Source organism: Pseudoduganella sp. GW821-FHT12E03, from assembly GCF_058807115.1.
In genome coordinates this window covers 284,588-298,732 of sequence record NZ_JBXAQJ010000007.1, presented here as the reverse complement: position 1 = coordinate 298,732, position 14,145 = coordinate 284,588, and the positions used below count along the sequence as shown (strand labels likewise).

Annotated in this window: 11 protein-coding genes; 7 read left to right on the top strand and 4 right to left on the bottom strand. The window is 61.9% G+C overall.

Annotation, left to right across the window (positions count from 1 at the left end):
• Positions 1-54: 54 nt before the first annotated feature.
• A complete protein-coding gene (locus AC1RRC_RS19405) occupies positions 55-1,677 on the bottom strand; it encodes an alpha-amylase family glycosyl hydrolase (RefSeq protein WP_493057165.1) in 1,623 nt (540 codons plus the stop codon).
• Positions 1,678-1,971: 294 nt separating this feature from the next.
• On the opposite strand from AC1RRC_RS19405, the gene AC1RRC_RS19400 reads away from it, so the two are divergent.
• The 6 genes from AC1RRC_RS19400 (at position 1,972) to AC1RRC_RS19375 (ending at position 9,565) form a co-directional block, all read left to right on the top strand.
• Positions 1,972-3,552 (top strand): POT-type proton-dependent oligopeptide transporter, encoded by a 1,581-nt coding sequence (locus AC1RRC_RS19400; protein ID WP_493057164.1) that lies wholly within the window; start codon positions 1,972-1,974, stop codon positions 3,550-3,552.
• A gap of 165 nt (positions 3,553-3,717) precedes the next feature.
• Positions 3,718-4,689, top strand: coding sequence for an ABC transporter substrate-binding protein (locus tag AC1RRC_RS19395; RefSeq protein ID WP_493057163.1), 972 nt, complete (start codon positions 3,718-3,720; stop codon positions 4,687-4,689).
• 12 nt (positions 4,690-4,701) lie between these two features.
• On the top strand, positions 4,702-5,520 hold the full coding sequence (locus AC1RRC_RS19390) for an ABC transporter permease (RefSeq protein WP_493057162.1): 819 nt from the start codon (positions 4,702-4,704) through the stop codon (positions 5,518-5,520).
• 1 nt (position 5,521) lies between these two features.
• Positions 5,522-6,331, top strand: coding sequence for an ABC transporter ATP-binding protein (locus AC1RRC_RS19385; RefSeq protein WP_493057161.1), 810 nt, complete (start codon positions 5,522-5,524; stop codon positions 6,329-6,331).
• A gap of 73 nt (positions 6,332-6,404) precedes the next feature.
• On the top strand, positions 6,405-8,159 hold the full coding sequence (locus tag AC1RRC_RS19380) for a sensor histidine kinase (protein WP_493057160.1): 1,755 nt from the start codon (positions 6,405-6,407) through the stop codon (positions 8,157-8,159).
• Positions 8,156-9,565 carry a sigma-54-dependent transcriptional regulator gene (locus AC1RRC_RS19375; RefSeq protein WP_493057159.1) on the top strand — a complete coding sequence of 470 codons (1,410 nt, stop codon included), beginning with the start codon at positions 8,156-8,158 and terminating at the stop codon, positions 9,563-9,565. Before AC1RRC_RS19380 ends, AC1RRC_RS19375 begins: the two co-directional genes overlap by 4 nt.
• Before the next feature lie 214 nt (positions 9,566-9,779).
• On the opposite strand, the gene AC1RRC_RS19370 is transcribed toward AC1RRC_RS19375, so the two are convergent.
• Positions 9,780-10,085 (bottom strand): HigA family addiction module antitoxin, encoded by a 306-nt coding sequence (locus AC1RRC_RS19370; protein WP_493057158.1) that lies wholly within the window; start codon positions 10,083-10,085, stop codon positions 9,780-9,782.
• 47 nt (positions 10,086-10,132) lie between these two features.
• Positions 10,133-10,402, bottom strand: a complete 270-nt coding sequence (locus AC1RRC_RS19365; protein ID WP_493057157.1) for a type II toxin-antitoxin system RelE/ParE family toxin — start codon at positions 10,400-10,402, stop codon at positions 10,133-10,135.
• Between the two features lie 241 nt (positions 10,403-10,643).
• Between AC1RRC_RS19365 and AC1RRC_RS19360 the strand changes: the two genes are divergently transcribed.
• Positions 10,644-13,388 carry an alpha-1,6-glucosidase domain-containing protein gene (locus tag AC1RRC_RS19360; protein WP_493057156.1) on the top strand — a complete coding sequence of 915 codons (2,745 nt, stop codon included), beginning with the start codon at positions 10,644-10,646 and terminating at the stop codon, positions 13,386-13,388.
• On the opposite strand, the gene AC1RRC_RS19355 is transcribed toward AC1RRC_RS19360, so the two are convergent.
• A complete protein-coding gene (locus AC1RRC_RS19355) occupies positions 13,385-14,026 on the bottom strand; it encodes a PEP-CTERM sorting domain-containing protein (RefSeq protein WP_493057155.1) in 642 nt (213 codons plus the stop codon). The two genes, AC1RRC_RS19360 and AC1RRC_RS19355, sit on opposite strands and share 4 nt — an antisense overlap.
• Positions 14,027-14,145: the final 119 nt, after the last annotated feature.

Genomic DNA, 14,145 nt, shown 5'->3' with positions numbered 1-14,145 from the left:
CAGCGCTGGCGGCAACGCTGGCATGGCGGCTCGCAAGCGAACCGCCCTACGCACTTATTGCACGTAGCCGAACCAGGCGCCGTAGGCCGGCAAACTCACCGTACCGTCCGCCGCCACCGCCCCCGGCAAGCCCGGTTCGGTGATCGTTTGCGCCCCCGCCGCCTGCGGCAGCGGCAAGGTTACCGCATCGCGCCCCAGGTTGAACACCGCCAGCACGCTACGCTCGCCGTCCGCGTCGCGGCGCAGCGCCAGCACCGGTTCCGGCGCGTCGAAGAACGTGATGTCGCCGCGCGTCAGTTGCGGCATGGTGCGGCGCCAGGCGATGAAGTGACGGGCAAACGCCAGTGGCGATTGCGGGTCGCGTTCCTGCACCGACGCGGCGCGCGCAATATGTTTTTCATCGACCGGCAGCCATGGCTTGCCTTCCGTGAAACCGCCATTGGTGGCGGCGTCCCACGCGATCGGCGTGCGGCAGCCGTCGCGGCCCTTGAATTCCGGCCAGAACGTGATGCCATACGGGTCTTGCAGCAGCTCGAACGGCACGTCGCTTTCGGTAAACGCCAGTTCATCGCCCTGATACAGGCATGGCGTGCCTTTCAGCGACAACTGCATGGCCAGCACCAGCTTGGCGAATTCCGGGTTCGGCTGACCGCCGCCCCAGCGCGTCATGACGCGCACGGCGTCATGGTTGCCGACCGACCACGACGCCCAGCCATCCTTGACGCGGGCGCCGAATTGTTCGACCTGGGTGCGGATGTGTTTTGCCGAGCATTGCGGCGTCAGCAAATTGAAGCTGTAGGCCATGTGCAGCTTGTCGCCGCCTTCCGTGTATTCGGCCATCACGGCCAGCGAATCGTCGGCGCCGACTTCGCCAATGGCGACGGCGCCATATTCATCGAGCAGCTGGCGGATGCGCTTCAGGAACGCCACGTTTTCCGGGCGGGTCTTGTCGTAGATGTGCGCCTGCATGCCGTACGGATTGACGTCCGACACGGTGGCCGTGTCGCGCACCAGCGCCGGCGGGTTGCTGCGCAGTTCCTGGTCGTGGAAATGGAAATTGCACGCATCCATGCGCACGCCATCGACGCCGCGCTCGAGCCAGAAGCGCAGGCAATCGAGGTGCGCCTGCTGCACTTCCGGGTTGTGGAAGTTCAAGTCCGGCTGGCTGACCAGGAAGTTATGCAGGTAATACTGGCGGCGGCGCGTATCCCACTGCCACGACGAACCGCCAAACACCGACATCCAGTTGTTCGGCGGGTTGCCGTCCGGCGCCGGGTCGGCCCAGACATACCAGTCGGCTTTCGGGTTGTCGCGGCTCTTGCGGCTTTCCTCGAACCACGCGCACTGGTCGGAGGTATGCGACATCACCTGGTCGATCATGATTTTCAAGCCCAGGCTGTGCGCCTTGGCGATCATCGCGTCGAAGTCCGCCAGGGTGCCGAACAGCGGGTCGACGTCGCAGTAATCGGCAATGTCATAGCCGAAGTCTTTCATCGGCGACTTGAAGAACGGCGAAATCCAGACAATGTCCACGCCCAGTTGCGCGATGTAGTCGAGCTTGGCGGTAATGCCGGGGATATCCCCCACGCCATCGCCATTGGTATCGTTGAAGCTGCGCGGGTAAACCTGGTAGATGATCGCTTCGCGCCACCAGTTCGGGGACAGTTGTTTGGTCATGGGTCGTCCATAGAGTTGGGGTTTGTAGAGAATATACATCAATAATTTAGTTTATTCAAATCGGTTTGAATTCACTTAATTACATCTATATCTTTTGTTTTCAACGAGTTACATAACAAAACAAGTAAAGCACCGCTCTCCGACTAGTAGTCAAACTACACAAAAGCCACAAACCGTAGCGTTCCTGCAACTTGCATATACCGGTTGCCAACGGCAACCCATCCGGCATAGCATCGCGGTCAGTTGAAATATGGAGGTTATATGGCCAACCCTGCTGTACAAACAGCGCCCGCTATGGATCAAGAGTCCGGCAACGGACCGCTGCCCCGCCAAATCCCGTTCATCATCGCCAACGAGGCATGCGAACGGTTCAGTTTTTACGGGATGCGCAACATCCTGACCCCGTTCCTGGTCAGCACTTTATTACTGTTCCTGCCGCTGGCCGACCGCGCCAGCGAAGCCAAGCACGTGTTCCACACGTTCGTGATCGGCGTGTATTTCTTCCCGTTGCTGGGCGGCTGGCTGGCCGACCGCTTCTATGGCAAGTACAACACGATCTTCTGGATGAGTCTGATTTATGTGGCCGGCCACGCCTGCCTTGCCATCTTTGAAGACAACCTGAATGGCTTTTATTTCGGCCTGTTCCTGATCGCGCTCGGCGCGGGCGGCATCAAGCCGCTGGTGTCGGCCTTTGTCGGCGACCAGTTTGACAAGACCAACAAGAAGCGCGCCAAGGTGGTGTATGACGCGTTTTACTGGTCGATCAATTTCGGCTCGTTCTTCGCATCCCTCTTGATGCCGCTGTTCCTGAAGAATTACGGTCCGGCCGTGGCCTTCGGCATTCCCGGCCTGTTGATGGCGATTGCCGCCGTGATTTTCTGGGCCGGTAAAAACCGCTATGTGCACGTGCCGCCGGCCGCGCCAAATCCGGATTCGTTTACCCGCGTGGCGCGCACCGCGCTGCTGGCGCACAAGCCTGGCCAGGGCCGTCCCGGCCTGGTGGTGGCCGTGATCGGCGTGATCGGCGCGGTCGGTTCGCTGTGCATGGCGCCATCGTGGGGCTTCGTGATTTCCGCCTGCCTGGCCCTGGTGCTGCTGCTGGCGTTTGGCGGCATCGGCACCGGCATGCAGCTGGAACGGGCGCGCGGCCTGCATCCGGATGTCGCGGTGGAAGGCGTGCGCGCGGTATTGCGCATCCTGATCGTGTTTGCGCTGGTGACGCCATTCTGGTCGCTGTTCGACCAGAAGGCATCGACCTGGGTCTTGCAGGCAAAAGAGATGGTCAGCCCGATGCTGTCCGTGTTCGGCTTTGAATTCCAGCTGCTGCCGGCACAAATGCAGGCGGTCAATCCGATCCTCGTGATGCTGCTGATCCCGCTGAACAACGTCGTGCTGTACCCGATGCTGCGCAAGATCGGCATCGAACCGTCGCCGCTGCGCCGCATGACAGCCGGCATGGTGTTCAGTGGCGCCGCCTGGATCGTGATCGGCTGGGTGCAGCTGCAAATGGATGGCGGCACGCCGATGTCGATCCTGTGGCAATTGCTGCCCTACGCGCTGCTGACCATGGGTGAAGTGCTGGTCTCGGCCACCGGCCTGGAATTCGCGTACAGCCAGGCGCCGGCGTCGATGAAGGGCTCCATCATGAGCTTCTGGATCTTGACCACCACGGTTGGCAACCTGTGGGTGTTGATCGTCAACTCCAGCGTGAAGAACGACGTGGTGCTGGGCCATATCGCCAGCAGCGGCTTTGGCCTGATCACGTTCCAGATGTTCTTCTTTGCCGGCTTCGCGCTGCTGACGGCGCTGGTGTTCGGGTATTACGCGACCAAGTACAAGATGGTCGATAACTACCGGACGGAAAAGCTCGGGTAAACCGCGCCCTCGGCGGAAAACCGCACGCCTGATTCTGGTTTTCCGCCCTGCCCGCACCGTCCCTCCCGGTGCGGGTCTTTATAAATCAAAGACTTAACATTCCACACTGCGCTGGCACACTTGCTGCTCTAAGGCTGGTTATACCAACCACAAAAGGAGACCAGCATGTCACGCATTCGTCTTTCCCTCCTCGCGGCCGCCCTCGCCGCCACCGCCACCTCCGCCAGCGCGGAAGACGTGGTCCGCCTCGGCAACCTGAAGTTCGCGCATTACGGCGCCGTCTCCTATATCAAGGAAATCGCCCCCAAGTGCGGCATCAAGGTCGAAGAACACATCTTCGCCAAGGGCCCGGACGTGATGCAAGCGATCCTGGCCGGCGAGCTCGACGTCGGCGCCACCGCGTCGGAAGCGGCGATCCAGGGCCGCGCCAACGGCGCCCCGATCTACGTGGTGGCCGGATTCGCCAAGGGCGGCGCACGCCTGGTCGCGCGTCCCGACAGCAACATCAAATCCATCAAGGATTTGAAAGGGAAAAAAGTCGGCGTCACGCGCGGCGGCATCCATGAAGTCTTGCTGATCGCGGAACTGGCGCAGGCCGGCCTGTCCGCCTCCGACCAGCCGGGCAAGGACGTGCAACTGGTGTTCCTCGCGTTTGCGGACTTGAACCAGGCGCTGATGGGCAAGAACCTCGACGCCATCATGCAAAGCGAACCGCAATCGTCGCAAGCCATCAACAAGGGCTATGGCGTGGAAGTCATGAAACCGTACGACACGCCGATCGGCGAACCGGTGCGCACCATGGTCATGAGCGAAAAGTTTTATAAGGACCGCCGCGCCGTGGCGGCCCGTTTCATGAATTGCTTCGTGCTGGCCACCAAGACCTTCATCGACAGCAAACCGACCGCGGAAAAATACGTGCGCGAGACCCTGTTCAAGAACCAGATCACGTCCGACGATTTCCAGGATGCGATCGCCAACTCGCCTTACACGTATGACGTCACGGCGCAGCACATCCAGATCACCACCGACGTCATGGCCCGCTATGGCACAGGCAAGATGCGCCTGCCGCCCACCGCGAAAGACTGGGTCAAGCTGGACTTGCTGGACGAAGCCAAGAAAAGCCTCGGCATCAAATAAGGAGACGGGATCATGATCAAAGATTGGAAAGGTGTCGCCACCGGCACCGTGGCGCCGGTGGTCATCATCGCGCTGTGGCAGGCTGCCGCCACGCTGGGACTGGTCAATCCGCAAGTGCTGCCGTCGCCCCTGGCGGTGGTGCAAAAGTGGATCGAATACGCATTGCCGCTGCAAGCGTACGACGCCACGCAAAGCTCGTGGCTGATGTGGGCCGTGTCCGGCGAACTGTGGGCCGACACGCTGGGCAGCATGTACCGCGTGCTGCTGGGCTTTGCCATCGGCGCCGGCCTGGCGCTGCCGTTCGGCCTCGTGATGGGCGCCAGCAAGCGCGCCTATGCATGGTTCAACCCGCTGCTGCAAGTGCTGCGCCCGATTCCGCCGATCGCGTATATCCCGCTGTCGATCCTGTGGTTCGGCCTCGGTAACGCCCCGGCCGTGTTCCTGATTGCCATCGGCGCCTTCTTCCCGGTGCTGATGAACACCATTGCCGGTGTGCGCCAGGTGGACGGCATTTATATCCGGGCCGCGCGCAACCTCGGCGTCGGCCAGCGCGCCATGTTCGTGCGGGTGATGCTGCCGGCCGCCGTGCCCTATATCCTGTCCGGCGTGCGGATCGGCATTGGCACCGCCTTCATCGTGGTGATCGTGTCGGAAATGATCGCCGTGAACAATGGCCTGGGCTTCCGCATCCTCGAAGCGCGTGAATACTTCTGGTCCGACAAGATCATCGCCGGCATGATCAGCATCGGCTTGCTGGGATTGATGATCGATATCGGCATGAACAAATTGAACAACCATTTGCTGCGCTGGCACCGCGGCCTGGAGAACTGACATGAGCAAGATGGATTCCTTTAACCATATTCAGGTCCGTGGCGTGAATAAAGTGTTCTCGACCGGCGGCCGCGACGTGGTCGCGCTGAAAGACATCAACCTGGAAATCCCGCAGGGCCAGTTCGTCTGCCTGCTGGGGCCATCGGGCTGCGGCAAGTCCACGCTGCTCAACGCCATCGCCGGCTTCTCGCTGCCTTCGACCGGCGAAATCATGGCCGATGGCCAGCTGGTGACCGGTCCCGGTCCCGAGCGCGGCATGGTGTTCCAGGAGTACGCGCTGTTCCCCTGGATGACAGTGGAAAAGAACATCGCCTTCGGCCTGGAAATCAAGGGCATGGCGCCACAGCGCATCAACGACACCGTGGACCAGTTGCTGCGCATGCTGTCGCTGACGGACTTCCGCCACCGCTATCCGAAAGACCTGTCGGGCGGCATGCGCCAGCGGGTCGCGATTGCCCGCGTACTCGCGCTCGATTCGCCGATCATGCTGATGGATGAACCGTTTGGCGCGCTCGACGCGCTGACGCGGCGCAACCTGCAAGATGAATTGCTGCGCATCTGGGCGGAACTGAAAAAAACCATCATTTTTGTGACGCACAGTATCGAGGAAGCGATTTACCTGGCCGACCGGATCGTCGTCATGACCTACCGTCCCGGCACGGTCAAGCGCGACATGATGGTGGAGCTGCCGCGCCTGCGCGACCCGTCGTCGTCCGACTTCAATGCCTTGAAGCGCGAACTGGGCATGCTGGTGATGGAAGAACAGCAGCGCCACCACAACGATGAGATGCGAATGGCGGCGGTGGACTAAGGCGCGCGTTTTGCCCATGTACAATCAGCGCATGCGCACAAAATCGCACCTATCGCACATATCGCTCATCTCATTGACGCTCCTTGCCGCCCTGCTGCTGGTGGCGGGCGCGTATGCACTGGGCGCATTGCGGGCGCGCGCTGATTTGCTGGAACAGGGACGGCGCCAGCTGGAATTGATGGCGCCCGACCTGCAGTCGGCCATGGATAAATATGAAACCCTGCCCTTCGTGCTGGGTTTCCAGCCCGACCTGGCGGACGCCATTGCCCGCCCGTCGGACGCCGCGGTGATCACGCGCCTGAACCGCACCCTGCAAACCATCCAGCGCCAGTCGCAGGTCGGGGCGATTTATTTGATGGACCGTTCAGGCCTGACGCTGGGTTCCAGCAACTGGGACCAGCCGACTTCGTTCGTCGGCAAGAATTTTTCCTACCGCCCGTATTTCCGCGAAGCGCAGCAAGGACGGCCCGGCCTGTTTTACGGCATCGGCACGGCCACGGCGGAAGCAGGCTACTTCATTGCGCAGCCGGTGTACCGCGACAGCACCGACGGCGGCCCGGTGGCCGGGGTGGTGGCGGTGAAAATCAGCCTGGCGGAGTTTGAACAGACCTGGCGTTCCAGCGAACACACGATTGCCCTGGCGGACCGGCATGGCGTGATCTTCCTCAGCAACCAGCCGGACTGGCGCTACCGCAGCCTGCGCCCGCTCGATGCCGGCGCGCGGCAGGAACTGGCGCAAACGCAGCAATACACCGGGCGGCAGATCGCGCCGCTGGCCCAGGCGCTGCCGGAATACGCCATGCGCCCGGTCGGCAAGCTGGGATGGCAATTGATGCTGTTCCCGTCGCAAGTGCGGGTGCAGCGCGCCGCGTTGCTGTCGGCCGCCGGCATGGCGCTGTTGCTGGCCTGCGCAAGCGCCTTGTGGTGGGCGCTGCACCAGCGCCGCCGCCGCCTCGAAGAGCAGCGCGAATCGCGCGCGGCCTTGCGCCAGGCAGCCCATGAACTGGAGCAGCGCATTACCGAACGCACCGCGCAGCTGCAAGCAACCAATACCGACCTGGAAAACAAGTACGTGACCCTGCAGCAAACGGAGCACATGCTGCGCACCACGCAAAATGAACTGGTCCAGGCAGGCAAGCTGGCCATGCTGGGGCAAATGGCGGCCGGCATCACGCATGAACTGAACCAGCCGCTGGCCGCGATCCGCGCCTTTGCCGACAATGCCCGCACCTTCCTCGAACGCGGCCGCCCCGAGCAGGCCGAGGCCAACCTGGGCCACATCAGCGACGCCAGTGCGCGCATGGGCGCCATCATCGGCCAGTTGAAAGGCTTCGCGCGCAAGGACCAGGCGATCACCCAGGTCAACCTGGCGCGTTCGGTGCAGGCGTCGGCGCTGTTGGTGGAGAACGATTTCAAACGGCGTGGCGTGGTGCTGGATACCAGCGGCATCGGCGGCAGTGAACTTACTGTCGCGGGCGACGCCGTGCGCATTGAACAGGTGCTGATCAACCTCTTGCGCAATGCGCTGGACGCCGTGGCCGCGATGGACGAATCCCGTCCGCGCACCGTCACGGTGGCGCTGGAACGCCTGGAAGGCTGGGCCGAAGTGCGCATCAGCGACACCGGCCCCGGCATCCCGGAACAGGTGGCGGCGCATCTGTTCGAACCGTTTTATACGACCAAGCCGTCCGGCCAGGGTCTCGGCCTGGGGCTGGCGATTTCTTCCTCGATTGCGCAAGCCATGAATGGCCAGCTGGCGGCGCACAATCTCCCGCAGGGCGGCGCGCAATTCATTTTGCGCCTGCCGCTGCAGGCCAACGAACCATGACCATGCAAGCAATCCTGATAGAAGACGAAGCCGCGCTGCGGCTGGCGACACAGCAAACCCTGGAACTGGGCGGCTTCACCGTGCAAGCCGTGGCCAGCGCGGAAGCGGCGCAGCCGCTGCTGCGCGCCGATTACGACGGCGTGATCGTCACCGACGTGCGCCTGCCCGGCAAGTCCGGCCTCGACGTGCTGGCGCAAGTGACCGCGCTCGATGCGGAATTGCCGGTCATCGTGGTGACGGGCCATGGCGATGTCGAGATGGCGGTGGCGGCCATGCGCGCGGGCGCCTACGACTTCATTGAAAAACCGTTTGCCGCCGAGCGCCTGATGGATGCGGTGCGGCGCGCGCAAGAGCGGCGCAATCTGGTGCTGGACAACCGCCGCCTGCGCTCGGACCGCGCGCTGCATCCGGACACGCCGGACCTGATCGGCCGCTCAGCCGTCATGGAACGCCTGAAAACCCTGGTGCGCAATGTCGGCCCGGCCGGCGTCGATATCCTCATCAACGGCCAGACCGGCACTGGCAAGGAAGTATTGGCGCGCGTGCTGCACGCGGCCAGCGGCCGCAAGGGCAATTTCGTCGCCATCAATTGCGGCGCGCTGCCGGAATCCGTGTTTGAAAGTGAAATTTTCGGCCATGAAGCGGGCGCCTTCACCGGCGCGCAAAAACGCCGCATCGGCAAGCTGGAATATGCGCAGGGTGGCACGGTGTTCCTCGATGAAATCGAAACCATGCCGCTGGCGCTACAGGTCAAGTTGCTGCGGGTGCTGCAGGAGCGCAAGCTGGAACGCCTGGGCGGCAACGACGGTATCCCGCTCGACTGCCGCATCATCGCGGCCAGCAAGGCGGACTTGCTGGCGCTGTCAAGCCAGGGCTTGTTCCGCGAAGACTTGTATTACCGCATCGGCGTGGTGACATTGGACATGCCGCGCCTGCGCGACCGGCGCGACGACATCCCGCTGCTGCTGGCGCACTTCGTGCGGGAAGCGGCGCTGCGCTACCAGCGCCCGGCGCCCGACTGGTCGGCCGAACAGATGACGGCCTGGCAAGCGGCCGACTGGCCCGGCAATGTGCGCGAACTGCGCAACTTTGCGGAGCGGCTGGTACTGGGCGTGGTGCAAACCGTGCCGTCCGCACCGCTGGCGGCGCCGGCGTTTGTCACGGCGGGGTTGCCCTTCCCGGCCGCAGCCGGCAGCGCCGCGCCTGAACCGCCTGTTGCTGCGGAGGCTGGGGACCATGCAGCCACGTTGCCGCAACAAGTCGACGATTTCGAACGCGCCCTGATCGAACGGGCGCTGGCCACCGCCGGCCACAACGTGGCGCTGGCGGCGGACAACCTGGGCGTGCCGCGCAAGACGCTGTATGACAAGTTGAAGAAGTATCAGATCGGGACGGGACGGAAATAAAACTGACGGATATGAACCAAGTCGCACGACTAACCTTCATAGCGACGCCCATTCATGCTCGGCTCATCTTTTTTCCTCGATCTCAGTATGCATTCGGGCCAATTAAATCCCGGCACATGCCAGGAACGCTTTGCCAGAGATCGACTCGACATCCTTCCCCTTTCCGTCACTTATCTCGAAGCGCTTGTCGAAACTCTTCCTTTTTTTCCAAAACTCAAACTGCCATCGCGAGAGGTTTAATCTCTTTGGCGATTGCCTTCCCAACCGAGATCTCGGCGACACGAAGTTCATACGCGCTTTGCAAGTTCAGCCAGCCTTGAGCCTCACTACCAAAATAACGCTCGAGACGAAGAGCGGTATCAGCCGTAACGCCTCGCTCGCCCTTGGTAATCTCGCTGAGGCGTGAGTATGGGACGTTCAGGGCCAGAGCCACAGCGCGCACGCTGACGCCCATAGGCTTGATGTAGTCTTCCAGCAAGATTTCGCCGGGATGGACAGGACGCATTCCGTTTTTGAACATGATGCCCTCCGTGGCTGTTCATAGTTTCGAATTGGGCAAAGCCCGGTTCAGTGCGGGTCTTCTATCAGTACATCATAGGGACCATTCACACCCCACTTAAAGGTTAGCCGCCATTGATCGTTGATCCGCACATGCCAAGCACTGTCATACTCCTTCAGATCGTTGCCCGGTGGAGCCTTCATAAAGTTCACCGAGGGTGCCGCATCGAGTTGGGCCAGTTTACGCTCAGCTACGCCTTTAATGTTGACAAAGCGACGACTCTTACCCGTGGTAAAAAGGGCCTCAGTATCGGGGCAAGAAAAGGATTGGATTGGCATGCGCAGACATTATCCGTTAACCGGTTAACAGTCAACTATTTTGAATAGAGATTTATCGCGCTGAACGCAATCCTTGTACTGGCTGACATCCACTAGCACCGCGCAACTCATCGTACGATTGCCAAAGGGAAGAATACGACGCTCGTTAAAACGTAGTAAAGCTACACAAATTGATTTACCATATGACGAGAATTCCACGTGAATACTGGAAAATTTGTAGCAATACTACTAGGAGACACAGATGCCGGCATCCCCGCAGCGCGCCACCGCGCCCTTTTCCCGACTGACACTGGGCGCCGCGCTGGTGCTGTCCGCCTTTGGCGCGCAGGCGCAACAGCCGATCCCCCAGTCGGCCTGCGAGGCGCCGCACCAGACCGTGCTGCAGGCCGCCGCCGTCCAGTATGACGCGCGCGCCGTGTGGCTGGACCGCACGCTGCTGAAATGGCCGGGCGCCGATGCCGGCGCCACTTATCAACTGTATTACTCGGTGGCGGGCGCCGTGAACGCCACGGCGGGTGGCAAGATATCCGGCGCGGACGGCTCCGTGGCGCTGGCGCGCCACAGCGGCCAGCTCGACGCCACCACCGCGCAACGCTTCAAATATGTGGCCGATGGCGCGGTCCTCGCGCTGCCGGCCGGCGCCAACGCCGCCGACCTGCTCAAGCAGCAATTGGTGCTGGTGCAGCAGGGGCCGGACGGCACCGTGATTGATGCCACCACCATCCAGGCGGCCGGTGCGCTGGACGACCTGTATGCGGCGGCGGAAAAAGTCCCGGACCTGGGCGCCACGCCGGCGCGCGGCGCCACCCGCTTTAAAGTGTGGGCGCCCACCGCGCATAACGTGGCGGTCTGCACCTATGACAATGGCTATGCGAAAGCGTCCGCCATCGAACCGATGCGCTTCGATGCCGCCACCGGCGTGTGGAGCACCAGCCGCCATGCCGACCTGTCCGGCAAGTACTACACCTATGTGGTCGACGTGAACGTGCCGAATACCGGCCTGGTGCGCAATCTCGTCACCGACCCGTATGCCGTCAGCCTGACCACGGATTCGCTGCGCACGTACATTGCCAACCTGGACTCGCCCAAACTCAAACCCAATGGCTGGGACAAGGCCCAGCCGCCGAGGAAAGTCACGGCGCCGACCGACCTGACGGTCTATGAATTGCACGTGCGTGATTTCTCCATCAACGATGCCACCGTCAGCGCCGCCAACCGCGGCAAGTACCTGGCCTTCACCGAACACAAATCGAACGGCATGAAACACCTGGCGGCATTGAGCCAGGCCGGCATGACGGACATCCATTTGCTGCCGGTGTACGACATCGGTTCGGTGCCGGAAAAAGGCTGCGCCATGCCGCAGCCGTCCGGCGGCGCGGACAGCGACAGCCAGCAGGCGCTGGTCGGCAAGACCCGCTATACCGATTGCTACAACTGGGGCTATGATCCGTTCCACTACAGCGCGCCGGAAGGCAGCTACGCGTCCGATGCGGCGGACGGCGCGCGCCGCATTGTCGAATTCCGCCAGATGGTGATGGCGCTGCACAAGACCGGCCTGCGGGTCGGCATGGACGTGGTGTACAACCACACTTACCGCGCCGGCCAGGACAAGCAGTCGGTGCTGGACCGCATCGTGCCCGGCTATTACCACCGCCTCAGCGACAAAGGTGCGATCGAAGCGTCGACCTGCTGCTTCAACACGGCCACGGAAAACCGCATGATGGCCAAGCTGATGATCGATTCCACGGAATTGTGGACGCGCCATTACAAGATCGATTCATTCCGCTTCGACTTGATGGGCCACCAGCCGCGCGCCGCGATGGAAGCACTGCAGGCGCGCGTCAACAAGGCGGCGGGCCGCAATGTGCATTTGATCGGCGAAGGCTGGAATTTCGGCGAAGTGGAAAACGGCAAGCGCTTCGTGCAGGCGTCGCAGCTGTCGCTCAACGGCAGCGCCATCGGCACCTTCAGCGACCGTGGCCGCGACGCGGTGCGCGGCGGCGGCGCGGGCGACGGCGGCAAGGACATGTTTGCGCGCCAGGGTTACATCAATGGCCTGGTGTATGACCCGAATGCGGAAGCGCCGCAGCGTCCAAAAGAAGATCTCTTGCGCGCCGCCGACATGGTGCGGATTGGCCTGACGGGCACCTTGCGCAGCTATCCGCTGCCCACCTACCAGGACCGCACCGTGGAAGCGCAAGCGATCGATTACGCGGGCCAGCCGGCAGGCTACGCCAGCGAACCGTCGGAAGTGGTCAACTACGTGGAAAACCACGACAACCAGACGCTGTACGACGCCAACGCCTTCAAGCTGCCAGCGGTCACCACCAGCCTTGATCGCGCCCGCGTGCAAGTGCTGGGCGCCGCCATCAATGCCTTCAGCCAGGGCGTGGCCTACTTCCACGCGGGCCAGGACATCCTGCGCTCGAAGTCGCTGGACCGTAACAGCTTCGAATCGGGCGACTGGTTCAACCGCCTCGACTGGACTTACCAGGATAATTACTTCGGCACCGGCCTGCCGCCGCAGGAAGACAATGGCAAGGATTACGCGCTGTTGAAACCCGTGCTGGCCAATCCCGCCATCAAACCGTCGCCGGCCGACATCGCGTTTGCGCGCGACGCCTTCCGCGATTTGCTGAAGATCCGCTCCGGTTCAACGCTGTTCCGCATGCGCACCGCGCAAGACATCAAGCAGCGCCTGCACTTCTTCAATACCGGATCAAAGCAGGTGCCGACCGTGATCGCCGCCCGCCTCGATGGCGCAGGTTATCCGGGCGCGGGCTTCAAGACCGTCACGTACCTGATCAACGTGGACAAGGTGGAACAATCCGTGACGGCGGAATCCGAGAAGGGCAAGCGCTACAGACTGCACCCGGTGCAGGCGGCGCCGGGTGCGGCGGATGCCCGCGCGAAGGAAGCCCGCTACGACGCGGCCACCGGTCAATTCACCGTGCCGCCGCGTACTGCCGTGGTGTTCGTGGATTAACGTCCGCGCGCCGCCTGGCGGCGGCGCACTCCCAGCAAGCCGGTGGCGCCGAGCGCCAGCAGCGCGAGTCCCCCCGGTTCAGGAACCCGTGCCGGCTCAGGGGTGTAGCCTGGCACGATATGGGCGGTTTCAATCGCCTGACCCGATTCCAGATATGCGGCCAGGTTCTGATCGAGCATACCCTCCGACACGAACCCGCTGGTGATGGTCCGGTATCCAGGTGCGCCGTACAACCACTCCGGCTCCATCTGCGGCGACTGGCTGTTCCAGCCTTCCACCCCGTAAGTCCCGGCAGTGGATGTCGTGCGGAAGCTGACACCCAGGTTATAAATGATCGTGTCCTGGTTATTGAAGGCGGTAAAGTTCGTCGGGCCCGCTCCCATGAAATGCGTGGAAGAGGAATCGATATTGCTAAATATCGTCGAGGGGTAGAACTGGGCCCCATGCATACCGCCCCCCGCAACATTCACCTGGAAATACGCAATGGACTTGTCGCCGGTATTCTGTACGAAGTAGCCAGTCAGCGATCCGCCGTCGGAAAACGTCACGCCTGAAAAGTCGTACTGGATAAATCCCGCCTGTGCGCTGACGCACATCATTGCCGCAAGCAGTCCGGCTACCAGTTTGGATTGTCGCATGACCCTGCACCTCCCTGAAGTTTGGAAACATGCGGATAAGCAATATATGAGCCAAGCGGAAAGTTTTCTTATTTTTCAATAACTTGCATTATTAGAAATTATAAATTCGACATCTTATG